Here is a 25,905-nt window from a genome sequence, read left to right on the forward strand (position 1 = left end):
CCGGCGGCCGAGGAGATGTCGGCGATGGTGGCGGCGACCTTGCGGGAATGGCCGAGGATCTGGCTCAGCTGGTCGCCGGCCTGGCGCACCAGCTTGACGCCCTCGCCGACCTCCATGTTCGAGGACGAGATCAGGCCGGAGATGTCCTTGGCGGCGGCGCTTGAGCGCTGCGCCAGGGTGCGCACCTCCGAGGCCACGACGGCGAAGCCCTTGCCGGCATCGCCCGCCCGGGCCGCTTCCACCGCCGCGTTCAAGGCCAGCAGGTTGGTCTGGAAGGCGATGTCGTCGATCACCCGGATGATGTCGGAGATCTTCTGCGAGGCGCTCTCGATGCGCGCCATCGCGTCGACCGCCTGGCCGGCGATGGTCCCGCCCGACTGGGCCGCCTGCATCGCGTCATTGGCGATCGCGGCTGCGTCCTTCGAGGCCTGGGCCGAGGCCTTCACCGAGGCTGCGAGCTGCTCGGTCGTGGCGGCGGTCTCCTCCAGCGAGGAGGCCTGCTCCTCGGTGCGCTTCGAGAGATCGTCGGCGCCCATATTGATCTCGCGCGCCGCCAGCCCGACATCCGCCGAGGTTACCTGGATCGTCCGCACCGTCGTCGAAAGACGATCGACCGTGTCGTTGATCGCGTCTTTCAAATCGGCGAAGCGGCCGCGATAGGCGGTGTCAACGCGATGCGTCAGGTCGCCGCCCGCGACGGCCTGCAAGGCGGTGGCGAACTCACTCGTGGCGCCGTTGACCACGGCATTGATCTCGTTGATGCCCGACACCAGATCGCCGAGCGCACCGCCGACATCGCCGACCGAGGCCTGGCCCGAGAAGTCGCCGTCCTGTGCGGCGGCGACGATGGTCGCGACCTCCGCCAGCAGTTTCTGGACATTGGCCGCCTGCTCGCTGTCGGCAAGCATGGTGAGTTCACGGTCGCGCCGGTTGGCCTCAAGGCTGAGCGCGTTTTCGCGGTAGGCCTCGAGCGCGCCGCTCAATGCGCCGATTTCGTCGGGGGACGTCGGTGCCGGGATCGGCTGGGAGAAGTCGCCGGCCTGCATCACGTCGAGCGCCGATTTCAGCGCGACGACGGGCTTGGCGATCCGGCGCTGGACGCCGCGCCAGCTCAGCACGCAGACCGCCAGAAGCGAGGCCAGAAGCGCGCCGATGACCGACAAGCCGATCCAGGCTTGGCTGAGTTTCGCCTGGGTCGCGTCCGCCATGTCGTCGAGCGATTGCTCGACGGCACCGACGATCGCCGTGAACGGCGCGTTGCACTGTTTCGTCCAGTCCTCCGCGGAGATCACCGGGCCGGTTCCCGAGCCGAGGCGGCCGACCAGTTCGTCCATGAAGCGGTTCGCGGCCTGGACCTCATTGGCGGCCACGCCGACCTTCCGTACCAGCTCGGCGCCGACGCCCGGGCGCGCGCTCAACTGCTGCAATTGGGAGACGCCGGCGCTCGAGGCCCCGCGCAGCTCGCCGAGCGCCCGCAACTGGGCCGGCTCGAGCGCCTTGCCGGAGCCCAGCGCCGGACGAAGCAGCGAGCACTGCGTGCCGTAGCTGGAACGCACGCGCCAGCCGGCCGCCTTGAAGCCCTGCAGATCGGCCAGGACTGGATCAGCCAGCCGCACAGCGTTGGAGGTGGCGTCCGACGCCTTGACGATCGCGGACTCGATCTCGCCGACGCCGTTGTACCAGGGCATCGTCGCGGCCAGGCTGCGCTGCGCCTTCGGCTTGGCGGCCTCGGCATGCATGTCGGCCATCTTGGCCTCGGTCGCCTTCTCCTGGCGGACGATTGCATCGATGAACGTCTCGCGCTCAGTGAGATCGGTCGCCCTGAGCCGCGCCACGGCATTGGCCAGCTCCGCCTTGCTGACCTGCTCGACCTTCTGGATGACGGGTTTCGGGTCGTCTGCGGCCTGGATGGCGGTCTGGGCCTGACCGCGATTGCTCCGGATCAGGTTGCCAGCGAGCAGCAGCGCACGGTCGGCCTCGACGAGCTGGGTCAGACGCATATTGGTCCGGACGTCGGCCACGGACTGGTTCGCCATATAGGCCAGCGCCCCGACGCCTGGAATGCAGAGGCATGCCATGGTGGCGACGAGGTAGTTCTTGATCGAGGCGGGGAAGAGCTGCACAGGCACCATCCAGGTCACAGCGGCATCGATCGCTACAGCGTTGGTTGTTGCGACTTCGCCGGAAATTCCTGCGACAGACCTTGCCTTCCGATGATTAAGATTTTCTGTTTGAAAGCGATAACCATACCATCGGATGCATCAGCTCATGCGGAATGACGCCTAACCCAGCGGTGTCTTTGAGGTTCTTCTTGCCGAACGGCGCCGCAAGCTCGCAGCCCCCGGTGCCGTCGATGCCTTACACCTGCGCAGGCGTAAGGCATCGATCAGATCACGCGGCGCGGCGCATACTGCCAGGCTGCGGGTAGGCGTGGCCTGCGCCCGCATCCTCCTGCCCGGTCCTGAAGGCCGCGACGAGGTCGTTGAGTTCACCGATCCGGCCTGAAAGCGAGGCGGCCGAGGCTGCGCTCTGTTCGGCGAGAGCTGCATTCGCCTGCGTCATCTCGTCGAGATGGGCCACCGCCTGGCTCATCTCGTCGATGCCGCTAGCCTGCTCGCCCGACGCCGCCGAGATTTCGGCGATGGTGGCGGCGACCTTGCGGGAGGCCGTCAGGATTTGGTCGAGTTGCTCACCAGCCTGGCGCACCAGCTTGACGCCATCGCCGACTTCGCTGTTGGAGGAGGAGATCAGTGCCGAGATGTCCTTGGCGGCCTCGCTCGAACGCTGCGCCAGCGTGCGCACCTCGGAGGCCACGACGGCAAAGCCCTTGCCGGCATCGCCCGCCCGCGCCGCCTCGACCGCCGCGTTCAGCGCCAACAGATTGGTCTGGAAGGCGATGTCGTCGATGACGCGGATGATGTCGGAGATCTTGGTCGAGGCGGTCTCGATCCGGGCCATGGCCTGGACCGCCTGACCGGCGATCTCGCCACCGCTTTGGGCTGCCTGCATCGCCTCGTCGGCGACCGACGCCGCCTGCCGCGAAGCCTGGGCGGTGGCCTTCACCGAAGCCGCGAGCTGCTCGGTCGTGGCGGCGGTCTCCTCGAGCGAGGAAGCCTGCTCCTCGGTGCGCTTCGACAGATCGTCGGCACCCATATTGATCTCGCGGGCGGCCAGGCCGACATCGGCTGTCGTTGTCTGGATCGTCTTCACGGTGGAGGACAGGCGCTCGACCGTCTCGTTGATGGCGTTCTTCAGATCGGCGAAGCGGCCGTGATAGGCTCCGTCGACGCGGTGAGTCAGGTCGCCGGCGGCGATCGCCTGCAGCGCATTGGAGAAGTCGCTGGTCGCGCCGTCCACCACCGCGTTGATCTCGTTGATACCCGCGACGAGCTTCTGCATCTGCGCGTCGGCATGGTCGATCTGGAGCCGCGCCGAGAAATCGCCGGCCGCCGCAGCCGCCACGACCTCGCCGACATCCGACACCACGGCTTCCATCGACTGGGCCCGGGCCGAGCGGGCTGCCGACTCCGCCCGTTCCTGCTGCTCCAGGTCACGCATCTTGACCAGATTGTCCCGGAAGATCGACAAGGCCGCGGCCATCGCGCCGATCTCGTCCTGACGGTCAATCCGCGGCAGCGCGGTGGCGAGATCGCCATCGGCCAGCCTCGTCATAGATGCCGTCATCTGCGCGAGCGGGATCGTGACGCGCGAACGCACCACGACATAGCCGGCGATGGCGATCAGGATGGAAACCAGAAGGATCGCGGCGTATTCGCCGATCGCGACGAAGGCGTCGCGCGCCGCGGCGTTGGCCAGGGCGATCGCCTGATCGAGCGCCGTATTGGCGACGGCCGCGATGCCTTCGAGCGCCGGCACGATCTCGGCGCGCCACTGATCGACCGAGACGTTGGGCTTGCCCCCCGTCGTCGTCAAACTGGTCAGCGCATCGCGCATCTCCTTGACCGGGCCTGCGAAATAGACGGCGTGACCTTTGGCGATCGCAGCCTTGATCGTCGGGTCGGTCTGCGCCGTATCGGCCATGTCGCGCAGGGCCTGCCAGCTCGCCAGTGCGCTGGCGTCGTTGTTCAGCAGGATGCGCGCCTCTCTGGCGTCGAAGGGGCGCTGCTGCGCCGTGATCGTGCTGATCATCACGCCGGAGGTGCCGGCATAGGTACGGGTGGCCCAGGCAAGAGCGCGTGCGACCACGAGTTCGGTCAGAGCCGGGTTGAGCGCGCGAATCTCGCTGTCCACCGCCAGCGAGGCCTTGTCGAGGCTGCGAAGGAGCTTCTCGCCGGTGTCCAGAATCCGGTCAGGCATCTGCTTGTCGCGGCTTTCGAGCGGGAGCTTGACCTCCTTCTCGACGTTCTGGCGCAAGGCTTGGTTCTCGCTGTAGATGGCGGTCAAATCGCTGTGGACGCCTGCCAGCGCCGGCCGGGCCGTCGTCGCGAACGTCGCGTTCGCCTGCGCCATGGCGTCGTCGACCAGCTTGCGCCTTTGCAGATAGGTGTTGATCGACGTCTGGTTCTTATCGGCTGCGAGGATGACGGCGCTCTGCATCGAGGCGCGCTCGAGCCGGAAGGCCCCGAGCGCATCGAACAGATTCTTGTTCAGGCCCGCCAGCCCGACGACCTGCTGGGCGACGCCATAGCGCTTGGCTGCTGACCAGATTCCCTGAAGCGCCAGACCGCTGCTCACCAGCGCCATCGCGCAAATCAGGCCGATCAGGATGTGCCTGATCGATGCCCGCCCAAGAACCATCCGCATGAACATCGCCCCCCCTTCTCTGCGCTATGGTCGCGCAGAGTTGATATATTTTCGCGCAAAAGGGTTGACGTAGCGTTTACCAAAACAAGGGCAGCCGTCGTGAATCGGCTTCCCCTGCGGGAGTCCCGACACGGCGTACCCGGCGGCGTCATCCCGCTGCGAATACCGACCAGCCCGTCGCCTCGGCGACCCGCTCCAGCGCCAGGGTTCCGAGCTTCGAGTTGCCGCTGGCGTTGAGGCCGGGTGACCAGACCGCGATCGAGGCCTTTCCCGGAGCGATCGCCAGGATGCCGCCGCCGACGCCGGACTTGCCCGGCAGGCCGACGCGAAAGGCGAAGTCGCCCGAAGCGTCATAATGGCCGCAGGTCAGCATCAGCGCGTTGATCCGGCGCGCACGCTGGGCGGAGACGACGCGGGAGCCGGCCGAATCATGGCGCCCGCCATGCATCAGGAAACGGCCGGCCATGGCGAGCTGCCGGCAATTCATGGCGATGGCGCATTGATGGAAGTAGACGCCGAGCGTCAGCTCCGGCGCATGCCTGATATTGCCGAAGGCTTTCATGTAGTTGGCGAGCGCGATGTTGCGGAAGCCGGTGGCCTGTTCGGCGCGCGCGACCGCCTCGTCGATAGCGATCGTGTCGTCATCGGCGAGATAGCGCACGAAGCGCAGCAACTCCCCGATCGCCACGCGCGGCTCGTGTCCACCGAGATTGACGTCGGCGACGACAAGCGCACCGGCATTGATGAAGGGATTGCGCGGAATGCCCTGCTCGCGTTCGAGCTGGACGATCGAATTGAACGCCGTGCCCGACGGCTCGCGCCCGATGCGGTTCCACAGCGCCTCGCCGATCTTGCCGAGCGCCTGCGTCAGCGCGAAGACCTTCGAGATGCTCTGGATCGAGAACGGCTCGAGCGCATCGCCGGCCATGTGCACGGCCCCATCGGCCGTCACGATGCAGAGTCCGAAATGGCGCAGGTCGATCGCCGCGAGCGGCGGAATATAAGTCGCGACCTCGCCGCGCTCGGGCAGGGCCGCCATTTCGTCTGCGATGTCGGCGACGAGCCGCGCAATGTCAGTCACGCTGTCTCTCACCCCGCGGCGGCAGCGCGAACCAAGCCCGAGCGCCTGGCGCAGGTCAAGCGCCGCTCAGCAAAAGCATTTGCACTGGAGCGGCAACTGCGCTGATCTCAGCGCTTGGCCGGCAGGATCCTTGCCGGAAAGGGGCCGACATCATGCGTGGAGCCAAGATCGCGAGCCTCGGCCTTATCGTCTCGCTGCCCATTGGTCTTGCGCTGGCCGTCCCGGCCTTCGCGCGGCCGCTGGAAACCGAACTGCCACCGAAGCGCGCCGCCTGCTGGGAGCGCAACTACGACGCGGCCCATCTCGCGACTCACCCGCAGCAGAAGGTCAGCCGGATTCGCCTCGTGCATCTGCCCGACGACTGGAAGACCGAGCCGTCAAAGAGCTTCTTCGTCGTGCTCTACATCAACCTGCGCCAGCGCACCAAGGCGACGTCGGATTACGACTATCAGCTCAGCGGCTTCTGCAAGCCACGCGGCCAGGGCGTCCACTGCGTGCCGGAATGGGAAGCCGGGAGCTGGCGTATCGAGCGCGGCCCCCAGGGCACGCTCGACATCCGCAATGGCGGCATCGTCGCCAACCCCAACCCTTATGATGCCGAGGAGATCGCCGACAACGCGGTCGCGATTCCCGCCAAGCCCGATGACGGCATCTGGCGGCTGAGCCCGGCGAGCGATGCCTGCCGGATCGAATAGCCGTCTGAGTGACCAGGCCTGCCGGTCAATGCATCTGCGGGGCGATTGTTGCGATTCGGTTTGAAGTCGCAGTTTTAATCAGCGCCTCCGTCAGCTCGCCTGGCGATAAACCCAGACGCGGGCGGGGGGAATATTCCGCAGAACCCAATCCGAGACGAAGGCCTTCAGACCGGAACCCTTGCGCGGCAGCGGCGAGACCACCGAATAGGTGAACTGAATGAAGGGCGCGCCCTCGGCCAGCAGGGTGAAGGCGTCCTTGCCCAGGGCGGTGCGCATCGCCGGGGGCTGGTTGAACAGGGGCAGGCTCGAGACGACCGCGATCGCCTTGCCTTCGAGATGCCCTGCCAGGGTCGTCGACAGGGCGTAGGCATCGCCCTCGACCACCGTCGCCTGCGGAAAGCGCTGGCGCAAAAGCTTGCAGAATTCCGGGCTGTACTCGACCAGGATCAGCCGGTCCTCGCTGACGCCGCGCTCGATCAGCGCTTCGGTGACGGGCCCGGTACCGGGGCCGATCTCGATGACCGGTCCGGGCAGGGTCGGATCGACGAAGGAGGCCATGCGCCGCGCCAGCGCCGGACCCGACGGCGTCACCGAGCCGGTGCGCATCGGATCGTCGATCCAGGACTTGATGAAGCGGGCCTCGTCACCGAGCTTCGCCCGCGCCTCATTGACCCGCGACCGCAGCTTCTCGGTCTTGCTGCGAACCTCGTCCTGGACCTTGTAGCGCACGGTCGCGACCTTCAGCCGGGCTTCCGCCACGGTGTCGACCAGATCGGCGGCGGTGACCCGCATCTCGTCCTCGATGCGCAAGGCAACGCGCGACTGCCCGATACGGGCCGCCAGCGATTGACCATGCGAGGACCGGCTGCGGGTCGTGAGTGACATGATACCTCTGACATCGCCCCACGGGGACGACCACGGCGTTACGGCGAACGTTACCTGCGCGTCATATGGGGTCAAGAGTGCTCCGGAGCCAAGTCTTAATCCAGCTCGGAAGGCTGATCGGTTTTCAGATCAGCGGTCTCGGCTCCACCTCCCGCTCGTAGAGCAGGGCCATCCGGGAGGTCAGGCGCGGATTGAGCAAGGTCAGGCGGCCATCCGATGTCGAGAAAAGCCCTGCCTTGCGCAGCCGCGACCAGGTCTTGCTGGTATGGACCAGAGACAGGCCGAGCGCGTCCGCCAGCTGCTGCTGGGAAAGCGGGAAGCGAAAGCTGTTCTCGGCGACCAGCCCGAGCGCATCGGCCCGCCGATAGAGCGAGATCACCAGCGCGGCGATGCGCTCGCCGGCATTGCGCTGGCCGACCGAGGTCAGGTTCTGGTCGATCAGGCTCTCCTCGCGCGAGCCGAGCCAGGCGATCTCGTAGGACAAGCTGGGCATGCGCACGAACAGATCCCAGACGCGCTTGCGCGGGAATACGCAGAGCTCGACATCGGTGAGGGCCTCGATGCCATGCTGGGCGGCGCTCAGCAGGGAGGCCTGCAAGCCGACGAGGTCACCCGGCAGCAGGAAGTTCAGGATCTGGCGGCGGCCGTCGGGCAAAAGCTGGTAACGAAAGGCCCAGCCGGAAAACAAGGTATAGAGTTCCGCGTCCTCCTGGCCAGGATGGATGATGTCGGCTCCAGGCGCCAGATGACGATGCTCAACCTTCATCGACTGGATGAAGCGAACCTCGTCGTCGGTCTTGTCCTTGAAAGCGGGCTTCAGGCGAAGCGGACATGCCAGGCAAGGCACACCGTTGCGGCCATTTTGGGCGGTATCCGTCATGCCTCGCTCGATCTCCCGGCGCAGAACGGTCACGCGGGCCGCGCCGTCTGCAATTCGATCCCCAGTTAAAAACCTTCGCCCAGTTTAGAAAGCTTTGCCATTGTGCAACGCAGCATCTGGCGCAGTTTTGGGGAACCGTAACCGCGGCAGCACGTTAGCTGGACGCTGCGCTCCGCATCTGCGGCGAAGGCGGGCGCTGGCGTGGAGTTACCATCCCGATGACTGAAACGCCGCCGGTTGCCAAGCGCTCGCGCATGCGACGCTTTTTCGTCGTGGCACTGCCGTTCTGGAGCGGCGAGACCCGGCTGCGCGCCTGGGGCCTGACGCTGGTCGTCCTGGCCTTCGTCGCCGCGCAAATCGCCACAGCCGTCGGCGTCAATGCCTGGAACCGCCTGTTCTTCGATGCTCTCGAAAAGCGCGATGTCGCTGCCGCCTGGAGCGTGGCGGCGTGGCTGCCCCTGCTGATCGCGGCCTCCGCGCTCAGCCTGTCTGCCCTGGTGATCAGCCGAATGCTGCTGCAGATGCGCTGGCGCGAATATCTCACGCGCCGGCTCGCGGGCTGGTGGATCGCGGACCAGCGCTATTACCGGCTGCAATTCATCGCCAAGGAGCAGGCGGCGCCGGAATACCGCATCGCCGAGGACGTCCGGCTCGCGATCGAGCCCCTCGTCGAATTCGCGATCGGGCTGATCAGCGCGGCGGTGACGGCCGCGACCTTCGCCGCGATCCTCTGGCATGTCGCGGGCTCCGCCCGCTTCACGCTGGCGGGCGTCGAGGTCGTGATACCCAGCTACATGGCGCTCGCCGCGATCGGCTATGCGCTCATCGCCTCGCTCGCCGCCTATCTGACGGGGCGGCCGCTGGTCGCCAGAATTGCAGCCAAGAACGAAGCCGAGGCACAGTTTCGCGCCGAAATGACGCGGCTTCGAGAAAATGCCGAGAGCATCGCGCTGATCCGCGGCGATGCCGACGAGCGCGGCTCGGTCGGCGAGAACTACGGCCGCGTCGTCGCCGCCTGGCTGCGCGTCATCAGGCAGCAGGGCGTCATCGCGCTCGTGCTCAACACCAATGGCGCGCTCTTCCCGATCGTGCCGCTGCTTCTGATCGCGCCGAAATACCTGGCCGGCGATGTCTCGCTGGGAGCGGTGATGCAGGTCGTGGCGGCGTTCAGCGCGGTGCAGGCGGCGCTGATCTGGTTCGTCGACAACTTCGTCCGCCTCGCCGAATGGTTCGCCTCGGTCACCCGCGTCGACGAATTGCAGGAAGCGCTGGAAGGGCTGGATATCGGCACGATCATGGAGGGCGAGACCCATATCGAGATGAAGGAGAGTGCCGATGGCGCGATTCACCTCGACAAGCTCTCGATCGCCCACAGCAATGGCCGGGCCGTGATCGCCGATGCCTCGGTGGTGATCGGGCTCGGCGAGAAGGTGCTGATCGTCGGCGAGAGCGGCACCGGCAAGAGCACGCTGATCCGCGCGCTGGCAGGGCTCTGGCCCTGGGGCTCGGGCTCTATTGCGCTGCCGGCCGGCAAGTCGCTCGCCTTCGTGCCGCAGAAGCCCTATCTGCCGATCGGGACCTTGCGCACCGTGCTGCTCTACCCCGAGGCCGACAAGCCAGTGCCGGACGAAACCGTCATCGCCGCGCTCCGGCGCTGCGGCTTGTCCTATATGGCCAAGCGTCTCGACGACGAGGACAAATGGGACCGCATCCTGTCGGGCGGCGAGCGCCAGCGCGTCGCCTTCACGCGTCTCGTGATCCAGCGGCCGGACATCATCATCATGGATGAGGCGACCTCGGCCCTCGACGAGGACAGCCAGAATTCGTTGCTGGGCCTGTTCGAGGCCGAACTTGCCCATGCGACGGTGATCAGCGTCGGCCACCGGCCTGGGCTGGAAGATTTCCACGACCGGAAGATCACCCTGGAGAAGCGCCATGCCGGCGCCCATCTGACCTCGCGCCGTCTCGGCAAGTCGCTCTGGCGGCTGTTTAAGACAAGGATCGCGGCCAATGACGAGGCGGCCTGAGTACGTCCTCGTCAATACCTGACGCGGGCCTCGACCTTGCTCGCGCCGATGTGATGTGCCGGCCGTCTCCGTCCGGTCCCGAAATGGAACCCTCCCGGCATCCTTGCGTTAACTTCCCCGAAGCCGGTCGTTCTCGCCCGGCCAAGGCGACGGGAGAGACAGATGTTGACGAACAGCCTTGCCCCCATCAAGCGCGCCGGCCTTTTCTTCGGATTCATGGGCGCTGCGGTGTTCGCGCTCACCTTCGGCTCCGGCCTCCAGGAAACCAACCGCGACAGCTCCGCGGCGATCGCGCAGTCCAAGATCGAGCGTCAGCTTCCCTCCGACACCCGCCTGGCGGCGGTCGATCCCTCGCAGCGCTCGGTCGGCGTGACCAGGCGCGCCATCGGCGGCACGCAGCAGGCCATGCTGCCGCGCACTGAGGGCACCGTAACCCGCTGATAAATCGCGCATCGGTGACGGGCGGTCGGGAACAATACAGTCCGCTCCGCATTGATCCCGCGATGCTCCCCTCGCATCACACTCCCAGGCCGCCTTCGGGCGGCTTGTTTTTTGTCGCGTCCTCCGGCTGATCGCAGTCGAGGCGCTTCGCCCACTGGGAACGACCATGTATCTGCGCATTCGGCATTCGACCACTTACAGCTATGCCGGCCCCGTGCAGTTCGGGCCGCATCGGCTGATGCTGCGCCCGCGGGACAGTTTCGATCTGCGCGTCGTCGATACTGCGCTGTCGATCTCCCCTCAGGCGCGGCTGCGCTGGATGCACGACGTCTATGGCAATTCGGTAGCGGTCGCGAATTTCGACGCACCGGCTGATAAACTCGACATCGTCAGCGAGCTGCTGATCCAGCGCTTCGGATCCGCCTTGCCGCGCACCGAGGTCGAGCCGATGACGGCCGTCACCGGTGTCGTCTACAGCGATGGCGAAAGATTGGTGCTGCAACCCTATCTCGATCTGGCAGCCGCCGATCCAGACGGCCTGCTCGACCAGTGGCTGAGCGACTTCCGCGCCCGGATCGGCAGCGGGTCCGGCCATCTGCTGCGTGATCTCGCGCATGCGATCTATACGGGCCTGAACTATTCAGTTCGTTATGACGAGGGCACGCAGCATCCCGCCGATACGCTTCGCCAGCAGGCGGGGTCGTGCCGTGACTATGCCTGGCTGTTCATCGAGCTTGCTCGTCGCATGGGCTTCGCCTCGCGCTTCGTCACCGGCTATATCCATGACCGGACGCCCGATGCGGCCGGGCTGGTCTCGACGGTCGGCCTGACCCATGCCTGGGCCGATGTCTTCATTCCCGGCGATGGCTGGGTCGAGTTCGATCCGACCAATGACCTCGTCGCCGATCGCCAGCTCCTGCGGGTCGCCGTCGCGCGCGTTCCGGAGGATGCCTCGCCTGTGTCGGGCAGCTTCACCGGACTGACCGGCTCCTTTCTGGGCCTCGGTGTCGGCGTCACCATCGAGACCGTTGAGGAGCCTGGCTGACCGGCACCAACGTGTCCTGCACGGCAGCCGGACCTCAGCGGGCCTTGGCCTAGGCAGTCAGACCTTGTGACTGACGTGCCAGCTGCCGAGTCTGCGGCCCTCGGCTGGCTCGACCTGAACGGCCTCAATCTGCGCCACCAGACCTGCGAAGAGCTTGGGCGGTTCGCTCGGGGCGATATCGCGATCCGCCTCGAGCGTGATCGCGATCGTCGATGCATCGACATCGCGCACGATGATCGTGAGGCTGACCCCCGGTGTGGTGCGAAGCATGCGCGAGGCGACGTCCACGACCAGGAAACCGAGTGGAATGATCCGGTCGACCGACAGGGTCGCCTCCGTCTCCAGCCGGCTCGAGACCCACTGGTCGCGGCGACGTATGAGATTGTCGATCATCGTCACCACGTCCTCGATGAACAGGTCGACGCGCACCGGCTGCATCTCGCCATCGGCCAGCGTGAAGCGATAGGCGGCGGACAGGACGTGGACGCGGCATTCCGCATCGGCCAGCGCCAGCCTGGCCTCGTCGCGATAGTCGCGCTTGGTCAGGCCGATATAGCTTTGCACCACCTGGAGGCTGTTCTTCACCCGATGATGCAGTTCGCGCACGAGGAAGCGATTGTCGTCGAGCGCGGTCTGGAGCCGGCGCTGGCGCACCTCCTGCTCGTCCACCATCGTGTTGAACGCCTCGGCGACGTTGCGGATGTCCGTCGGCATATCCTCGGCGATGACAGCTCTGGCATTGGGGTGCGTCGAGCGCGCCCGCGCGGTCGCCTCGATGCCGCGCAGCCAGAAGACGCAATGCCGATCGATCGCGCGCAGATAGACGATGCAGAGCAGCAGCAGCGTCAGCAGCGGCGCGAAGAGCAGGACGAGGAACTGCACCCGCGCCGCCCGTGCCGGCGCGTCGTCGAAGCTCGCGATGACGTAAAGGTCGGGCTCCGCCACCAGCCGCGCCGCATAGGTCCGCACTTTTCCCGTGCGGCTGGGCGCCTCCCAGCGCATCTGGCCCTGCGGAACGACCTCGCGGCGAGGCAACCAGGCATCGTCGTCGCTGGTCGCGCTGTTTCGGCTGGTCACGACCGTGCCGCCGCTCGAGATGAGAGCGACATTCATGCCTTCGCCACCTTCGCCGAGATCGAAAACCTGATCGAGCAGCTTCGGATCGACGAGAAGAAGCGCTTCCTGCGAAACCTTGCCGGCATCGGAATTCCTGGCATAGATCGCCAGATACTTCCGCTCCGCCAACGTCACGTAGTCGTAGCGAACCTGGGCGAGTTCGGCGCCACCCCAGACCTTGACGGGGGGCAAGCTTCTCAGCCGGGCCGAAAGCGCCGCCATGCCCTCAGTTGTCAGGCCGGGATCGAGCGAGGCTGCGCAGTTCCGTCCGTCCTCCGTCAGCAGCTGAAACGCACGATAACCCTCAACCTGGTCCAACAAGGCGCGGCCCGTGACAGCGCAATCCGCGTCCGCGCCGCTGCGGGTCATCACGGCGCCCGAGGCCAGCAACGACCGCAGGGCGCCCCGATACCAGACGCGCGTGCGCACCGCGAAGTCGTCCGCAGCCCGCGCCTGGGACACCTCGATGGCGGCGATCACGGTTCGATAGGTCGTGAGCGCGGCCAGCGCGGTCAGGCATGCGATCGGCAAGGCGATCGCCACCAGAAGCGCGAGAAGTCGTCCTCGAACGGTCTTGAAGCGCGCCAGGCGCATTAGAGCCCGACGATTTCGGAGCCGACCCTTTGCATCGCGGCCGCGCTCTTGCGATCGGGTCCGAGGTCATCAAGGCTCCCGATCGACAAGAGTTCGGCCAGTTTCGTGCGGGCCCGGTTGACCCGGCTCTTGATCGTACCGATCGCGACGCCGCAGATTTCGGCCGTCTCCTCATAAGAGAGGCCCGTGGCGCCAACCATGATCAGGACCTCGCGCTGCTCCTCTGGCAGTTTCGCCAGGGCCTTACGGAAATCGGCCAGGTCGAGATGGCTTTCCTGGTTGCCGTGAGTCGCCATGCGCTCGGCATAGGTGCCCTCACTGTCCTGCACCTCGCGGCCGCGCTTGCGATAGAGCGAATAATAAGTGTTGCGCAGGATCGTGAAAAGCCAGGCGCGCAGGCTGGTGCCAGGCTCGAATTTCTCCGAGTTGCCCCAGGCCTTCAGCAGCGTGTCCTGAACGAGATCGTCGGCCAGTTGCATCGAGCCCGAAAGCGAAGCCGCGAAGGCTCGCAGGTTCGGGATCTCCTTGATGAGGCCGTCCTTGAACTCAGTTGCGCTCATCTGAGGGTGCTCCGACAGCGCGGTGTTCGGTTGCCTCGAGTTGGGCCAGCAGGACCAGAAACTTGTCCGGCACGGGCGAATTGACGATGTCGTCGTAATGGGCCTTTAGCGAGCGACCAATCGACTCCTGCACCTTTGGATCGAGCATCAGCTCGCTTTCGCTCCCATCGGAATCGTCCATCGCTGTACCTGCGTCGCTCATGTCAGCCCTCGCGCAAAAACCAGGCCTGCTTTTCCAGCGGGTCCTGACATCCTACTCATCAAGTCCCGATGCCACGCGATGGGCGATACCGACACTCGTACTCCCCTTCAACAGGGTTTCCGGCAAAATGTTCCGGCCTCCTCCAAAAATAAATCGCTTGTCAGCAGGCCCCGCCCAATGCTCATTTCCGGCACGTTTGAAGAGGACATATCTATGTCGATTGCCAAGGAAATCGCGCCGCATTTGCCCTATCTGCGCCGGTTCGCACGCGCTCTGACCGGCACGCAGAACAGCGGCGACGCCTATGTCGTGGCGATGCTGGAAGCGCTGGTGCTCGATCCCAGCGCCTTCCCACGCGATCTCAACCCGCGGCTCGGGCTGTACCGCACCTTCCTCAAGCTGTGGTCCTCCGTCGGCCTCAACACGGCCGAATCCGGCACTGCGGCCTCGCTCAACCCTTCCCCGGTGGAGCGTAATCTTGAAGCGCTGACGCCGCGTCCGCGGCAGGCGTTCCTGCTGCGCACCGTCGAGGGCTTTTCGATCGACGAGGTCGCGAGCATCATGGACGTGTCTGCGGCGGACGCAGCCAACCTCGTCCAGACCGCGGGCCAGGAGATCGCCGAACAGGTCGCGACGGATGTCCTAATCATCGAGGACGAGCCGATCATCGCCCTCGACATCGAAACCATGGTCGAGGAACTCGGCCACACCGTGACAGGCGTGGCGCGCACCCAGCGCGAGGCGATCGCGCTCGTCGCCAAGAAGCGTCCCGGCCTCGTTCTCGCGGATATCCAACTGGCAGATGGCAGCTCGGGCCTCGATGCGGTCAACGAAATCCTCGCGACCATCGATGTGCCTGTGATCTTCATCACCGCCTATCCAGAGCGGCTCCTGACGGGCGACCGGCCGGAACCGGCCTTCCTGATCACCAAGCCGTTCCAGCCCGAGGCGGTGAAGGCTGCGATCAGCCAGGCACTGTTTTTCGACCGGCGCGCCGGCCGCAAGGCCGCCTGACGTCGCCGCATTCGGCCATCTGTTTCGGCCCGCGACGCCTGGCGTCGCGGGCTTTTTTGCGCTTGGACCGGCAGTCCGGAGCGGCACCGAGGCCGTGCATTCCTTCAGGTCATACATTCGGAAAAAATCGACGCGCAGATGCGGAACAAGAGTGCCGCCTCTACGTTTCGTCCGCGCGAGTTCCAAAAACAAAGCTTCGGTTCGGCATCTGGGAGGGTGTGAAGCCATGGCCATGACGTTCATCGCAGCGGTGATCACCGCGACTTCGATGGGAGCAGCGCTGTTCGGCGGGATGGTGCAGCAAGGCGCGCTCGTCTCGGAGGTCCTGTCGCTGGGGCTTGCCGGCGTCACCGCTGTCGCGGTTGCGAGCGCATCGGCACTCGACAGCTGAACCCATCCCTGATCAGGCGACAAACCGGGCGCGCAAGCTGGCGCGGTGCCAGAGCTTGGGCGGCTGCCATATCGAGCGTTCTTGTGCTTGCGGGCCTCGTCTCCAGAGGTGAAGCCGCGCCGCGACCTCGGCTGACGGTTGAGGCGCCTCTGCCGCCGCGTCGGCCGCCGGATCTTCCGCGGGCGCCGGCCATCGTGCCGGAAAAACCGCGCGCATCCGAAGTGCCTGGGGCTGCTCCCGCCGGCAAAACGACTGCAGAGCCCTCTCCAGAGCGGAACGTCTCTGGCAAGCCGGACGCTGTGCCCGCGCCCGATACCGGGTGCCTGGCGGCCCTGGTCGCCGTTCACGGCGGCGGCGTGCGCGCGGCCGAGATCAAGCCCGGTCACGAGGCAGCATGCTCGGTCGTCGAGCCGATCGTGGTCGAGGCTTTGATCGTGCGGGCGGGGGCCGAGCCGCTACGGATCACCCTGCAGCCGCCTGCGACCGTAAGCTGCACCATGGCAAAGTCCGTCGCGCAATGGCTCGAGACAAGCGTCCAGCCTTTGGCGAAAGGCTATTTTGCCCGGGAACTTACCGCATTGCGGGTCGGCGGGGGTCACGAATGCCGTCGCCGCAACAGAACGGCGAATGGTCCGCTGAGCGAGCATTCGACCGGGCAGGCGCTCGATATATTCGCCTTCGTGCTCGGAGACGGCAAACTGGATGGAACGGTCGTGGTCGAGAAGCCCCACGACACAACCCAGGAACGCTTTCTGGCAGCGGTACGGCAGTCGGCCTGCGGCGCCTTCATTACCAGCCTCGGCCCTGGCTCTGACGCCGCCCACGCCAATCACCTGCATATCGATATCCAGCCGCGACGCGCGCCATCTAGCCGGTTCTGTCAATGACCCGTGAGGGCAGGCTCCCGAACTCCGCTTCAGTGCCCGGTGGGAAGGGCCGTCGCAGACTCGTTCAGGAGATCCTTGCCTGCCGGCTGTTGGGGTATGAAGGGTGCGTGCGTGTCAGGAGATTGAATCGTGGCGTCTTGCCCGGCTCGCCTTGCAGCCATGAGGGCGAGGGCCGTCTCATGGGTGAAGCCGCGAGCGATCAATTCCTCTAACTCCCAGAAGGGCGTCGGAGTGTCGGCACCGCCGAAAAAGGGCAGCAGCGAGGTCTGATTTGCGGCCCGGTCCTGGCTCACGATCATCGGCCTTCCCTCCTGCGATGCTGACGTCTCAACGCAACCGACGTTAACCAGTTCCAGCTTGCGCGGAACTGTGGTGGCTGTACGGCGTTTGATCGTCACCTTCATGTCAGGAGCTCCCAGATGAACATTCGCCAATCCCGGCCCGTCCTTGCTGCTGTAGTCGCCGCAGCTGGCCTTCTGGTTTCAACCGCTCCGTCATTTGCCCAGTCCGGCCCGCCCACCGGTCGCCTGAGCTGCAATGTCGGCGCCGGCCTCGGCCTCGTCGTGACGTCTCAGCGGCCGATGAACTGCACCTTCGCGCCACGTCGCGGCCCCTTGCAGCGCTATGTCGGTGTCGTGCGCAATTTCGGGCTCGACCTCGGGACGATCCGCAGCAGCACCATGTCCTGGCGCGTCTACGGCCCCTATGCCCGCGCCCCGCTCGGGGCGCTCTCGGGGCAGTATGCCGGCGCGACGGCCGGTGCCTCGGCAGGGGTCGGCGGAAGCGCCAACCTGCTGGTCGGCGGCAACAACAACGAGGTCACGCTGCAGCCGCTGTCGCTCCAGGGGTCGCGCGGCGTCAATGTCGCGCTGGGAGTGACCGGCTTCGAACTCACCTTGGTGCGGCCCGGCCGGCGCCGCTAGCACGCGGCTCCAGCAATCCGCGATGATGTCCTGAGCTTACCGTTTGCTAACCGTATTGCATCGAATTTGACGCAAAACCGGGCTGCTTTCGGTATTCTCAGGAACCTCGCGATCCCCATAACGTTGTCCGATCGATACGTTTTGGAGTTCCCAGTAGGAAAGCAGCGTCAGCTCATGTCTGATATCCGCGTCCTGATCGTCGAAGACGACCCGTTCATCGCCATGGACATCGAGTCCGCGGTGGCAGAGCAGCTTGGCGCTCGCGCCGAGTTGATCGTCGTCGAATCCCTCGCGCAGGCTCGCCATGTCTCGGCGTCGAAGCTGTCCTGCGCGTTGCTCGACATCGACGTCGTGGGCGGCAAGACATTCGACGTCGCGGCCAACCTGCTGCAGAACGGCACGCCGTTCGCGTTCGTCTCGGGCTCGACCCCCAGCGATGTCCCGGAAGATCTGCGCGCCGTGCGTTTCCTGCGCAAGCCGTTCTCGACGCGCGAAATCGCGCGGTTCGTTTCGGACGCGGTCGCGGCATCCGAGAACGCGTAAAGCGCCTAAGCCGCCCGCAGAATGAGCCGGTTGCCCCACGGATCGGCGATCGTCGCGCCGTGACGGATCTCATCGCCGCCAGCCGCGAGCATGCGTCCGCGCATGGCCTCGAAATCCGAGGGGGCGCGGGCAACCAGTTCGAAAGAAGCAAGTCCCGCTTCGCCCGCCTGGCGCAGGCCGGCGCCGCGGCTGTTCCAGACATTGCCGGCGATATGATGGTGATAGCCGCCGCTCGCCATGAAGCTGGCGCCGGGATAGCGAACCATCAGGTCGAAGCCGAGCAGACCGACATAGAAGCTCTCGGCCTGCCCCGTGTCGCCGACGCGCAGATGGATATGGCCGATCCGCGTGCCACTCGGCATGCCGGAATAGTTGCCGGACCGGGCTTCGGCGAGCAACGCTTCCAGATCGAGACGGTCGGTCGCCATCTTGATCGCGCCGTCACGACGCGGCCAGTCGGCTCGCGGGCGGTCGCGATAGATCTCGATGCCGTTGCCCTCCGGGTCCGACAGATAAAGCGCCTCGCTGACGAGATGGTCGGAAGCGCCTTCGAGCGCGATGCGCGTCGCGGCGGCACGCCCGAGCCAGTCTGCAAGATCGGTGCGCGACGGCAGCAGGATCGCGATGTGGAATAGGCCGGCGGGCGAGGTCGGGCGCGTCGCGCCCTGTTCGAGCCGCACCAGCACCTCGCCATCGACGCCGAGCGTCGTGAATCCTGCACCGGCCTCGATCACCGCCAGGCCGATGCCTTCGCGGTAGAAGGCGGTGAGCGTGGACAGGTCATGCACGCGCAGCGTCACAGCCCCGATATGGAAGGGCGCATCGAGTGCTTCCACCGCGCCGGGCTTGGTGGCCTTGGTGTCCTGGACCGCGAGCATGGCAGCCTCCATCTGTTCGCGGCGTCAGGGCCGCATCCTTGATGGATGTCCCTCCGGGGTCGGTTTGTCTCCCCCGGCTCCCGCAAAGCTACGATTGCACCATCGCAATCATGCACGCCGTCAGAGCTTCGCAGGATCAGGCCTGTCGATGGCGAAATGCCCGAACCAGGACGCGTCCTTGCCGCCGATCAGCGCGCCGATCATACGCGAGGCGAGAAAGCTGAAGGTAATTCCGTTCCCGCCATAGCCATAGGCCGCGAGCATGCGCGGCGCACCCGGCACGCGCCCGATCAGCGGCAGCCCGTCGACCGTCTGCCCGAACGCGCCCGACCAGGCATGGCCGAGCGTCGGTTCGGCGCCCGGAAGCAGCGCACGCAGCTTGCCCAGAAGCGCCTGTGTCTTCTCCGGACCAAGGCGTTGACGTTCCTCGGGGTCGTCGGTCTCCTCATCCTCGCCGCCGAGCACGATGCGGCCGTCAATCGTGGTGCGGCAATAGACGTAATCCTCCGAGGCTTCCCAGACGAGCGAGCGGCCCGGCCAGAGCAGGGCGGGCGGTTGCGGCAGCGTCGCGATCGCCCAGCTCGACGCGACGCGATGCAGCTCGCTGCTGACGCAATCGGGCATGGCATACCCGGTTGCCAGCACGACATGGCCGGCCTCGATCGTGCAGCCGCCGGCGAGTTGCACGGCCGCGCTTCCCGGCGTCGCATCATAAGAGATCGCCTCATCCCGAATCAGCCGCGCGCCGCGACCCGCCGCGACCCGGAGCAAGGTGTGGCACAGACTCAAGGGATCGGCCTCGGCAGACCCAGGCGACACGATCGCCGCCGCGCGGTCGAAGCCGAAGGTACCAAGCAGCGCCGCATGGTCGAGCAATGTGCCGGGCAGGCCAGCCTTCTCGCGCAGGCTCCATTCGTCGCGCAGTTCGCGCGGGCCGACCTCGCCTGCCGCCAGATAGACGGTGTCGCGCGGAACGAACCCGCAATTCACCTCCAGTTGCGCGATCCGCTCGCGCAGGCCCTCCACGGCCTTGAAGCTGCGGCGGTAGACGTCCGCTGCCGTCTCGAAGCCGTAGAGCGCGGCCAGTCGGCGCAACGGCAGGTCGATCTCCCATTGCAGCATTGCCGTGCTGGCGGCGGTGCTGCCGAAGCCTTCGCGCTCACGGTCGACCAGAACGACGTCATGGCCGAGCGCAGTCAGATGCTCGGCCGCCAAGGCGCCGGTGATGCCCCCGCCGACAATGACGACATCGCAGCGGATATCGCTGTCGAGGCCTTCGCTCGCCGGCCGCGGCGGGCCTGCGAGCCAGGGGCCGCGGCCGCTACGCAGATCGTTTTGCCGCGTGCTGTCGGGGTCGAGCATGCCGGGGGTCCTCGGGGTCGTGCGGGATGGGGAAACGTCCGGGCGCGACGGACGGAAAGCCAATGCAGGTGAAAAGCCGCGTCAGGCAGCCGGAGGGCCGATCCTGTCCGCCATCGTGGCGCCACGCAGGCCGAGCGGCTTGGGGCGACCGGTGGTGGTGTCATGCGCGGTCTGGTGTTCGAGCTCGGCATTGAGTTCGGCACCGGCGAGCACGATCATCGCCGACAGCCAGAGCCAGGTCATGAACACGACGACGGTGGCGAGCGAGCCATAGGTGGCGGTGTAGTTGCCGAGCGTGCCGACATACCAGGAGAAGGCGAAGGACGCCGCCGCCCAGAGCAGCGCCGCCGCGACTGCGCCGGGCATCACCCAGACGAAGCGGGCCCGCTCCCGGCTCGGCCCGACCCAGTACAGGCAGGCGATCGACAGCGTCGCGATGACGAAGAAGGACGGCCAGCGCACCAGCCGGATCAGCCGTTCGAGCTCGAAGGCGAAGGGGAACAGTGCCGTGACCACGGGCAGGCTGGCGATGACCACCAGCGCCACCACCAGCAGAACGACGCCACTGATCGTCGTCGCCAGCGAGATCAGGTTGAGCTTCAGGAAGCTGCGCTTCTCCTGTTCGCGATAGATGATGTTGAGCGCGTCGAACACCGCCTTCACCGCCGCATTGGCGGACCAGGCCGCCACCAGGAAGCTGATCAGGAAGGTCAGCGACAGGGCCGAGATGTTCTGGCCCGCGAGCCGCATCGCCTGTTCGTGGATCAGTTCCCGCGCGGCCTGCGGGAACACCGTCGTCACTGCGTCGAGCTGTTCGGCGATGGTCGCGGGGTCGGTCAGGTAGCGGTAGATCGTCACGAGCAGCGAGAGCGCCGGCACCAGCGACAAAAGCGTGAAGAAGGCGACCGCTCCGGCGAGCGAACTAATCCGGTTGTCGGCGAGGTTGCCGGCGAAGCGCAGCAGCACGTCCTTCCAGCCGAGCCAGGGCATCTGCAGCGGCGTCTTCGCCATGCGCCCCCGCGCCGCCTCGCGCTTTTCACGGGTCAGCCTGCGCGTCACCGCCTCGGAGACATAGCCGAGCGCTACGCCCAGGCCGGCCGCACCCGTGATCCGTTTCAGGAGGGACATTCAGGATGGTCTCCGCTGCCGCGTCCAGCCTCGGCGCGACGGCACCGCGATGCAACATTAGGCCGGCGCGATTGTTCCGCACGGGAGGGCTGCGGGAGCGACCTTAGCCGATCATTAACCTTAATGCTTTCTGATCATGACCATCACGATGAGCCGGGCGCGCATCGGACAGTTTCGTTCACGAGTAGAGACCGCGATGGCAACGCAGCATCTCAAGGCCGGCTTGGCGAGTCTTCTTGTCCTGTGCGCCGGCATCCTCGGCACGGCCCCGGCCGGCGCTGCCGACCTGCCCTCCTCCAGGCTGCTTCCACCGGCGCCGGCACTGCCGCCGTTCTATTCCTGGACCGGCGTCTATCTCGGCGCCCAGGCCGGCTATGCCTGGGGTCAGGACCGCACCACCTTCTCCGACACGCTGGGGCGCGCCTTCAACGGCGCCGCCTTCCGCCAGAGCAGCGATTCCGCGCTGGGCGGCGCGCATGCCGGCTTCAACTACCAGACCGGCAGCATCGTCTTCGGCATCGAGGGTGATATCGAGGCGGTCGATGCCAGCGAGACGCTGATCGCACCCGGCATCGCGGCGCGCATCGGGCGCGACTGGCAGGCCTCGGTGCGCGGCCGCGTCGGCTTCGCTCTCGACCGCTTCATGATCTACGCAACCGGCGGCGCGGCCTTCACCGATTTCGACTATCACCTGCAGAATGCCGCCACGGGCCTGTCCGAGAGCGCGACGCGCTCGGCGACCGGCTGGACCGCGGGCGCCGGCGTCAATTTCGCCTATACCGACAACCTGATCCTCGGCGCCGAATACCGCTATACCGATTTCGGCAAGGTCAACGAGACGGGACGCGGCCCGGCGCTCGGGCTGACCGTGCGCCACGAGCCGACGACGCATGCCCTGCGCGTCAGCGCCGGTTACAAGTTCTGACCTAGAAGCCGGTGCGCTGGCGGATCGCGGCGGCCAACGTGCCGTCGTCGAGATAGTCGAGTTCGCCGCCGACCGGCACGCCATGGGCGAGCTTGGTGACCTTCAGTGGCAGATGCGACAGCAGATCGGTGATGAAATGCGCCGTGGTCTGGCCGTCAACCGTGGCGCTGAGCGCCAGGATGATTTCTTTGACGGCCGGATCTGAGGCGCGCGCCACCAGCGCGTCGAGCGTCAAATGCTCGGGCCGGACGCCGTCGAGCGCGGACAGCACGCCGCCGAGCACATGGTAGCGGCCCGCCACCGCTCCCGAACGCTCCAGCGCCCAGAGATCGGCGATATCGGCGACGACCACGATCAGGCTGTCGTCGCGACGCGGGTCGCGGCAGAGCGAGCAGGGATCGCTGGTATCGACATTGCCGCAGGTCGAGCAGACGACGATGCGCTCCTTCGCCACGGCCATCGCCTCGGCCAGCGGCCCCAGCAGCGCCTCGCGCTTCTTGACCAGATGCAGCGCCGCGCGCCTTGCCGAGCGCGGCCCGAGGCCCGGCAGCTTGGACAGAAGCTGGATCAGCCGCTCGATCTCGGGGCCGGCGATGGCGCGGGACATGGTCTTCTTTCGAGGGGCGTCACGGTCGGACTTGATCCGACCATCTCAGGCAGGATGCCTCTTCCGGCAGGAGATGCCCGGGTCAGGCCCGGGCATGACGGCAAGTCCTAAGGCGGCGGATCCTAAAACAGCTTCATGCCCGGCGGGATCGGCAGGCCCTTGGTGATCTCCGCCATGCGCTCCTGCATGACGCGCTCGGCCTTGTTGCGGGCGTCGCTGCTGGCGGCGACGATGAGATCCTCGAGGATCTCGCGTTCGTCGGGCAGCATCAGCGCCGGGTCGATCTTCACCGCCTTGAGCGCGCCCTTGGCCGTCATCGTCACCGTGACCATGCCGCCGCCGGCTGCGCCCTCGACCTCGATCGTGTCGAGCTCGGCCTGAACATTGGCCATCTTCTGCTGCATGTCCTGCGCCTGCTTCATCAGGCCCATCATGTCGCGCATCGGGTCAGTCTCCCTGTGGATGTCAGAAGTCGATTCCGTCGAAATCCGGCTCGCTGTCGTCGAAGAGCGGCTCGCCATCCGGCAGATATTCGGTCTCTGCCGCTGCCGTCGCGGGCGTGTCGGCTTCGGCGGCGCGGGGATCGCGCACATCGACGATGCGGGCGCCCGGAAAACGCTCCAGCACCGCCTTGACGGCCGGATGCGAGGCGGCATCGTTCTCGCGCTGGCCCTTCACGGCCTCCGCCTGCTCGCGCAGCGTCGCCCCGCCCTCGGCATTCACGACCGCGACCATCCAGGTCTGGCCGGTCCATTCCTTCAGGCGGCGCGACAGATCAGTGGCGAGCGTCCGCGAGGCGCCCGCGCCCAGCGAAAATTCGATCCGCCCCTGCTCGAAGCGCACCGGGCGGACATCGCGCTCCAGCGCCAGCTTCAGCGTGATGTCGCGATGCTGCGAGGCGAGCGCCACGACGTCCTCCAGCGAGACCACCATCACGGCGGGCTGCGCCTGCGCGCGCGGTGCCGCCGCCATCTCCGGCATCGGGTTGGCGCTGGCGAGGATCGGCCTTGCCGCCAGCGCGGTGTTGCCACCGCCGGACGGCGGGCGCGGCGCGGACGGCATGCCCTGGCCGCTGCCGACGCTTCCCGAGCCGTCGCGCAGCATCCGCAACGCTTCGTCCGGCGTCGGCAGGTCGGCGGCATGAGCGAGCCGCACCAGCACCATCTCGGCTGCCATGATCGGCCGGTCGGCCTGCTTCACCTCTCCGAGGCCCTTGAGCAGCATCTGCCAGGTCCGGGCGAGGATGCGGATCGACAGGCGCTGGGCGAAATCGCCGCCGCGCACCCGCTCCGCCTGGGCGAGGCTGTTGTCCTTGACCGCGTCGGGCACGAGCTTGAGCCGCGTCACCAGATGGGTGAACTCGGCGAGGTCGGTCAGCACCACGGTCGGGTCAGCGCCGGCATCGTATTGTGCCCTGAGTTCCCCGAGCGCGGCCGCGATGTCGCCCTTCATCACCGCCTCGAACAGGTCGATGACGCGCGCCCGGTCGGCCAGGCCGAGCATCGAGCGGACATCGTCGAGCGTGATCGTGCCGGCCGCATGGGCGATGGCCTGGTCGAGGATCGACAGGGAATCGCGCACCGAGCCTTCGGCGGCGCGCGCAATCGCGGCCAGCGCCTCGTCCTCGGCTTCGACGGTTTCGGCCTTGCAGATGCCCGACAGATGCGAGACCAAAAGCCCGGCATCGACGCGGCGCAGGTCGAAACGCTGGCAGCGCGACAGCACCGTCACCGGCACCTTGCGGATCTCGGTCGTCGCGAAGATGAAGCGCGCATGCGGTGGCGGCTCCTCCAGCGTCTTCAGGAAGGCGTTGAAGGCCCCCGTCGAGAGCATGTGCACCTCGTCGACGATATAGACCTTGTAGCGGGCCGAGACCGGCGCATAGCGCACTGCGTCGTTGATCTGGCGGATGTTGTCGACGCCGTTGTTGGAGGCGGCATCGATCTCCTGCACGTCGATGTGCCGGCCCTCGATGATCTCCTTGCAGTGGATGCCGAATTCCCTGAGATCGGTCGTCGGTCCGCCGCCGCCCTCGGGCGTCTGATAGTTCAGCGCACGGGCGAGGATGCGGGCGGTCGTGGTCTTGCCGACGCCGCGTACGCCGGTCAACATCCAGGCCTGCGGGATGCGCCCGGCAGCGAAGGCGTTGGTCAGGGTCCGCACCATCGCGTCCTGGCCGATCAAGTCGCCGAAATGGGCCGGGCGGTATTTGCGCGCCAGCACGCGATAGGGCGAAGCGGATGTCGGCGCGGCCGGAGCTGCCGCGGGCGCAGCAACGGGCGCCGGGTCGAAACCGGCAAAGCCTAGCTCGTCGGCGGGCGGGCTTGCGTTCGTGTCGTCGCTCATCGATCTGGTTTGGCGGTTCGCCGCGTGGGGGTCAACGCCCGTTTCGGGGGTGACGCCCGCAGTCTGGCAGGAGCGCTGGGAATGGCGCGCTTTGCAAAGGTGGGAGGCTGGACGAAGACCCGTTCGGTCTCGTTAGGGCTGCTTCCTTCCGGACCTGACCCGGTTGGCGAGTGAGACGTCCCTCGCCAACCTCCCGGCCGCTATATCGGGGATAAGACCATCAAGCGCAAGCGCGCCCGCGCGTGCCGCGCGGTAAAAATCGCCGCAAAGCCTCGCCGCAGGCGCCGTCACGGCCCGAGTTCGGCATTGACTTGGATCGGGTCATCCGTCATAAGCCCGCCACTTGCGCTACCCGCAAAGGGCGGCGCGGAACCTTTCGCATGACAGGCTCGGATGGCCACGCTTCTCACGGGAAGCCGCGACCGCCGCGCTGACAAGGCCCCGGAGACGGACGATGAAGAGAACCTATCAACCCAGCAAGCTGGTTCGCAAGCGCCGCCACGGCTACCGCGCCCGCATGGCAACGACCGGCGGCCGCAAGGTCATCGCCGCTCGTCGTGCCCACGGCCGCAAGAAGCTCTCGGCCTGAGCCACGGGCGCGTGACCACCGC

Annotated in this window: 26 protein-coding genes and 1 other RNA gene; 11 read left to right on the forward strand and 16 right to left on the reverse strand. The window is 66.6% G+C overall.

Annotated features, from left to right (window positions below; all coding sequences use genetic code 11):
• The 3 genes from AC1DYU_RS18530 to AC1DYU_RS18540 form a co-directional block, all read right to left on the reverse strand.
• The coding region (locus tag AC1DYU_RS18530; protein WP_476792913.1) for a methyl-accepting chemotaxis protein at positions 1 to 2,123 on the reverse strand (2,123 nt) is incomplete at its 3' end.
• Between the two features lie 268 nt (positions 2,124 to 2,391).
• Positions 2,392 to 4,764 carry a methyl-accepting chemotaxis protein gene (locus tag AC1DYU_RS18535; RefSeq protein ID WP_476792914.1) on the reverse strand — a complete coding sequence of 791 codons (2,373 nt, stop codon included), beginning with the start codon at positions 4,762 to 4,764 and terminating at the stop codon, positions 2,392 to 2,394.
• Between the two features lie 148 nt (positions 4,765 to 4,912).
• Entirely contained in the window at positions 4,913 to 5,845 is a 933-nt protein-coding gene (locus AC1DYU_RS18540; protein ID WP_158486721.1) for a glutaminase, read from the reverse strand.
• 152 nt (positions 5,846 to 5,997) lie between these two features.
• Between AC1DYU_RS18540 and AC1DYU_RS18545 the strand changes: the two genes are divergently transcribed.
• Positions 5,998 to 6,540, forward strand: coding sequence for a hypothetical protein (locus tag AC1DYU_RS18545; protein ID WP_158486720.1), 543 nt, complete (start codon positions 5,998 to 6,000; stop codon positions 6,538 to 6,540).
• A 90-nt stretch (positions 6,541 to 6,630) separates the two neighbouring features.
• Here AC1DYU_RS18545 and AC1DYU_RS18550 read toward each other — a convergent pair whose 3' ends face one another.
• Both AC1DYU_RS18550 and AC1DYU_RS18555 read right to left on the reverse strand, forming a co-directional pair.
• The gene (locus tag AC1DYU_RS18550) at positions 6,631 to 7,425 is read right to left on the reverse strand and encodes a class I SAM-dependent methyltransferase (RefSeq protein ID WP_476792915.1); all 795 of its coding nucleotides are present in this window, start codon (positions 7,423 to 7,425) and stop codon (positions 6,631 to 6,633) included.
• A 124-nt stretch (positions 7,426 to 7,549) separates the two neighbouring features.
• On the reverse strand, positions 7,550 to 8,305 hold the full coding sequence (locus tag AC1DYU_RS18555) for a Crp/Fnr family transcriptional regulator (RefSeq protein ID WP_476792916.1): 756 nt from the start codon (positions 8,303 to 8,305) through the stop codon (positions 7,550 to 7,552).
• 218 nt (positions 8,306 to 8,523) lie between these two features.
• Here AC1DYU_RS18555 and AC1DYU_RS18560 point away from each other — a divergent pair, with 218 nt between their 5' ends.
• The 3 genes from AC1DYU_RS18560 (at position 8,524) to AC1DYU_RS18570 (ending at position 11,818) form a co-directional block, all read left to right on the forward strand.
• Positions 8,524 to 10,332 carry an ABC transporter ATP-binding protein/permease gene (locus tag AC1DYU_RS18560; RefSeq protein WP_476792917.1) on the forward strand — a complete coding sequence of 603 codons (1,809 nt, stop codon included), beginning with the start codon at positions 8,524 to 8,526 and terminating at the stop codon, positions 10,330 to 10,332.
• A gap of 162 nt (positions 10,333 to 10,494) precedes the next feature.
• Entirely contained in the window at positions 10,495 to 10,773 is a 279-nt protein-coding gene (locus AC1DYU_RS18565) for a hypothetical protein (RefSeq protein WP_476792918.1), read from the forward strand.
• 166 nt (positions 10,774 to 10,939) lie between these two features.
• Entirely contained in the window at positions 10,940 to 11,818 is an 879-nt protein-coding gene (locus tag AC1DYU_RS18570) for a transglutaminase family protein (RefSeq protein ID WP_476792919.1), read from the forward strand.
• A 57-nt stretch (positions 11,819 to 11,875) separates the two neighbouring features.
• Here the strand turns inward: AC1DYU_RS18570 and AC1DYU_RS18575 are convergent, their stop codons facing one another.
• From AC1DYU_RS18575 to AC1DYU_RS18585, 3 genes are all read right to left on the reverse strand, one after another.
• Positions 11,876 to 13,465 (reverse strand): histidine kinase dimerization/phosphoacceptor domain -containing protein, encoded by a 1,590-nt coding sequence (locus tag AC1DYU_RS18575; protein ID WP_476792920.1) that lies wholly within the window; start codon positions 13,463 to 13,465, stop codon positions 11,876 to 11,878.
• Positions 13,466 to 13,527: 62 nt separating this feature from the next.
• Positions 13,528 to 14,088 carry a sigma-70 family RNA polymerase sigma factor gene (locus AC1DYU_RS18580; protein ID WP_158486714.1) on the reverse strand — a complete coding sequence of 187 codons (561 nt, stop codon included), beginning with the start codon at positions 14,086 to 14,088 and terminating at the stop codon, positions 13,528 to 13,530.
• Positions 14,075 to 14,290 carry a NepR family anti-sigma factor gene (locus AC1DYU_RS18585; RefSeq protein WP_476792921.1) on the reverse strand — a complete coding sequence of 72 codons (216 nt, stop codon included), beginning with the start codon at positions 14,288 to 14,290 and terminating at the stop codon, positions 14,075 to 14,077. Before AC1DYU_RS18585 ends, AC1DYU_RS18580 begins: the two co-directional genes overlap by 14 nt.
• A 213-nt stretch (positions 14,291 to 14,503) precedes the next feature.
• On the opposite strand from AC1DYU_RS18585, the gene AC1DYU_RS18590 reads away from it, so the two are divergent.
• From AC1DYU_RS18590 to AC1DYU_RS18600, 3 genes are all read left to right on the forward strand, one after another.
• The gene (locus AC1DYU_RS18590) at positions 14,504 to 15,304 is read left to right on the forward strand and encodes a response regulator (protein ID WP_158486727.1); all 801 of its coding nucleotides are present in this window, start codon (positions 14,504 to 14,506) and stop codon (positions 15,302 to 15,304) included.
• A 226-nt stretch (positions 15,305 to 15,530) separates the two neighbouring features.
• Positions 15,531 to 15,695 carry a hypothetical protein gene (locus AC1DYU_RS18595; RefSeq protein WP_476792922.1) on the forward strand — a complete coding sequence of 55 codons (165 nt, stop codon included), beginning with the start codon at positions 15,531 to 15,533 and terminating at the stop codon, positions 15,693 to 15,695.
• Between the two features lie 299 nt (positions 15,696 to 15,994).
• On the forward strand, positions 15,995 to 16,582 hold the full coding sequence (locus tag AC1DYU_RS18600) for an extensin-like domain-containing protein (protein WP_476792923.1): 588 nt from the start codon (positions 15,995 to 15,997) through the stop codon (positions 16,580 to 16,582).
• 29 nt (positions 16,583 to 16,611) lie between these two features.
• Here AC1DYU_RS18600 and AC1DYU_RS18605 read toward each other — a convergent pair whose 3' ends face one another.
• Complete coding sequence (locus AC1DYU_RS18605; protein ID WP_476792924.1) at positions 16,612 to 16,986, reverse strand: hypothetical protein; 375 nt, start codon at positions 16,984 to 16,986, stop codon at positions 16,612 to 16,614.
• A 15-nt stretch (positions 16,987 to 17,001) separates the two neighbouring features.
• Between AC1DYU_RS18605 and AC1DYU_RS18610 the strand changes: the two genes are divergently transcribed.
• Positions 17,002 to 17,505, forward strand: a complete 504-nt coding sequence (locus AC1DYU_RS18610; protein WP_158486711.1) for a DUF992 domain-containing protein — start codon at positions 17,002 to 17,004, stop codon at positions 17,503 to 17,505.
• A 66-nt stretch (positions 17,506 to 17,571) separates the two neighbouring features.
• Positions 17,572 to 18,048, forward strand: a complete 477-nt coding sequence (locus tag AC1DYU_RS18615) for a response regulator (protein ID WP_476792925.1) — start codon at positions 17,572 to 17,574, stop codon at positions 18,046 to 18,048.
• Positions 18,049 to 18,053: 5 nt separating this feature from the next.
• Here AC1DYU_RS18615 and AC1DYU_RS18620 read toward each other — a convergent pair whose 3' ends face one another.
• From AC1DYU_RS18620 to AC1DYU_RS18630, 3 genes are all read right to left on the reverse strand, one after another.
• Positions 18,054 to 18,926 (reverse strand): VOC family protein, encoded by an 873-nt coding sequence (locus AC1DYU_RS18620; protein ID WP_476792926.1) that lies wholly within the window; start codon positions 18,924 to 18,926, stop codon positions 18,054 to 18,056.
• A 120-nt stretch (positions 18,927 to 19,046) separates the two neighbouring features.
• Complete coding sequence (locus tag AC1DYU_RS18625) at positions 19,047 to 20,288, reverse strand: NAD(P)/FAD-dependent oxidoreductase (protein ID WP_476792927.1); 1,242 nt, start codon at positions 20,286 to 20,288, stop codon at positions 19,047 to 19,049.
• 81 nt (positions 20,289 to 20,369) lie between these two features.
• Entirely contained in the window at positions 20,370 to 21,416 is a 1,047-nt protein-coding gene (locus tag AC1DYU_RS18630; protein ID WP_476792928.1) for a YihY/virulence factor BrkB family protein, read from the reverse strand.
• A gap of 196 nt (positions 21,417 to 21,612) precedes the next feature.
• On the opposite strand from AC1DYU_RS18630, the gene AC1DYU_RS18635 reads away from it, so the two are divergent.
• Entirely contained in the window at positions 21,613 to 22,341 is a 729-nt protein-coding gene (locus AC1DYU_RS18635) for an outer membrane protein (protein ID WP_476792929.1), read from the forward strand.
• Between the two features lies 1 nt (position 22,342).
• Here AC1DYU_RS18635 and recR read toward each other — a convergent pair whose 3' ends face one another.
• From recR to ffs, 4 genes are all read right to left on the reverse strand, one after another.
• Entirely contained in the window at positions 22,343 to 22,948 is a 606-nt protein-coding gene (gene recR / locus AC1DYU_RS18640; RefSeq protein WP_476792930.1) for a recombination mediator RecR, read from the reverse strand.
• A 122-nt stretch (positions 22,949 to 23,070) separates the two neighbouring features.
• Positions 23,071 to 23,391 (reverse strand): YbaB/EbfC family nucleoid-associated protein, encoded by a 321-nt coding sequence (locus AC1DYU_RS18645; RefSeq protein WP_476792931.1) that lies wholly within the window; start codon positions 23,389 to 23,391, stop codon positions 23,071 to 23,073.
• 22 nt (positions 23,392 to 23,413) lie between these two features.
• Positions 23,414 to 25,294, reverse strand: coding sequence for a DNA polymerase III subunit gamma/tau (locus AC1DYU_RS18650; RefSeq protein WP_476792932.1), 1,881 nt, complete (start codon positions 25,292 to 25,294; stop codon positions 23,414 to 23,416).
• Positions 25,295 to 25,392: 98 nt separating this feature from the next.
• An RNA gene (gene ffs / locus AC1DYU_RS18655) (signal recognition particle sRNA small type) lies at positions 25,393 to 25,489 on the reverse strand.
• A gap of 259 nt (positions 25,490 to 25,748) precedes the next feature.
• On the opposite strand from ffs, the gene rpmH reads away from it, so the two are divergent.
• Complete coding sequence (rpmH, locus tag AC1DYU_RS18660) at positions 25,749 to 25,883, forward strand: 50S ribosomal protein L34 (RefSeq protein WP_054210375.1); 135 nt, start codon at positions 25,749 to 25,751, stop codon at positions 25,881 to 25,883.
• Positions 25,884 to 25,905: the final 22 nt, after the last annotated feature.

Source organism: Allobosea sp. P2_B12 (assembly GCF_056404835.1).

Coding starts and splice junctions, on each gene's coding strand:
- AC1DYU_RS18580 (WP_158486714.1), bottom strand. CDS start 14,088: ATGAGCGCAACTGAGTTCAAGGACGGCCTCATCAAGGAGATCCCGAAC.
- AC1DYU_RS18570 (WP_476792919.1), top strand. CDS start 10,940: ATGTATCTGCGCATTCGGCATTCGACCACTTACAGCTATGCCGGCCCC.
- AC1DYU_RS18560 (WP_476792917.1), top strand. CDS start 8,524: ATGACTGAAACGCCGCCGGTTGCCAAGCGCTCGCGCATGCGACGCTTT.
- AC1DYU_RS18605 (WP_476792924.1), bottom strand. CDS start 16,986: ATGAAGGTGACGATCAAACGCCGTACAGCCACCACAGTTCCGCGCAAG.
- AC1DYU_RS18610 (WP_158486711.1), top strand. CDS start 17,002: ATGAACATTCGCCAATCCCGGCCCGTCCTTGCTGCTGTAGTCGCCGCA.
- AC1DYU_RS18650 (WP_476792932.1), bottom strand. CDS start 25,294: ATGAGCGACGACACGAACGCAAGCCCGCCCGCCGACGAGCTAGGCTTT.
- AC1DYU_RS18590 (WP_158486727.1), top strand. CDS start 14,504: ATGTCGATTGCCAAGGAAATCGCGCCGCATTTGCCCTATCTGCGCCGG.
- rpmH (WP_054210375.1), top strand. CDS start 25,749: ATGAAGAGAACCTATCAACCCAGCAAGCTGGTTCGCAAGCGCCGCCAC.
- AC1DYU_RS18595 (WP_476792922.1), top strand. CDS start 15,531: ATGGCCATGACGTTCATCGCAGCGGTGATCACCGCGACTTCGATGGGA.
- AC1DYU_RS18625 (WP_476792927.1), bottom strand. CDS start 20,288: ATGCTCGACCCCGACAGCACGCGGCAAAACGATCTGCGTAGCGGCCGC.
- recR (WP_476792930.1), bottom strand. CDS start 22,948: ATGTCCCGCGCCATCGCCGGCCCCGAGATCGAGCGGCTGATCCAGCTT.
- AC1DYU_RS18635 (WP_476792929.1), top strand. CDS start 21,613: ATGGCAACGCAGCATCTCAAGGCCGGCTTGGCGAGTCTTCTTGTCCTG.
- AC1DYU_RS18620 (WP_476792926.1), bottom strand. CDS start 18,926: ATGCTCGCGGTCCAGGACACCAAGGCCACCAAGCCCGGCGCGGTGGAA.
- AC1DYU_RS18585 (WP_476792921.1), bottom strand. CDS start 14,290: ATGAGCGACGCAGGTACAGCGATGGACGATTCCGATGGGAGCGAAAGC.
- AC1DYU_RS18565 (WP_476792918.1), top strand. CDS start 10,495: ATGTTGACGAACAGCCTTGCCCCCATCAAGCGCGCCGGCCTTTTCTTC.
- AC1DYU_RS18630 (WP_476792928.1), bottom strand. CDS start 21,416: ATGTCCCTCCTGAAACGGATCACGGGTGCGGCCGGCCTGGGCGTAGCG.
- AC1DYU_RS18555 (WP_476792916.1), bottom strand. CDS start 8,305: ATGACGGATACCGCCCAAAATGGCCGCAACGGTGTGCCTTGCCTGGCA.
- AC1DYU_RS18645 (WP_476792931.1), bottom strand. CDS start 23,391: ATGCGCGACATGATGGGCCTGATGAAGCAGGCGCAGGACATGCAGCAG.
- AC1DYU_RS18535 (WP_476792914.1), bottom strand. CDS start 4,764: ATGCGGATGGTTCTTGGGCGGGCATCGATCAGGCACATCCTGATCGGC.
- AC1DYU_RS18550 (WP_476792915.1), bottom strand. CDS start 7,425: ATGTCACTCACGACCCGCAGCCGGTCCTCGCATGGTCAATCGCTGGCG.
- AC1DYU_RS18545 (WP_158486720.1), top strand. CDS start 5,998: ATGCGTGGAGCCAAGATCGCGAGCCTCGGCCTTATCGTCTCGCTGCCC.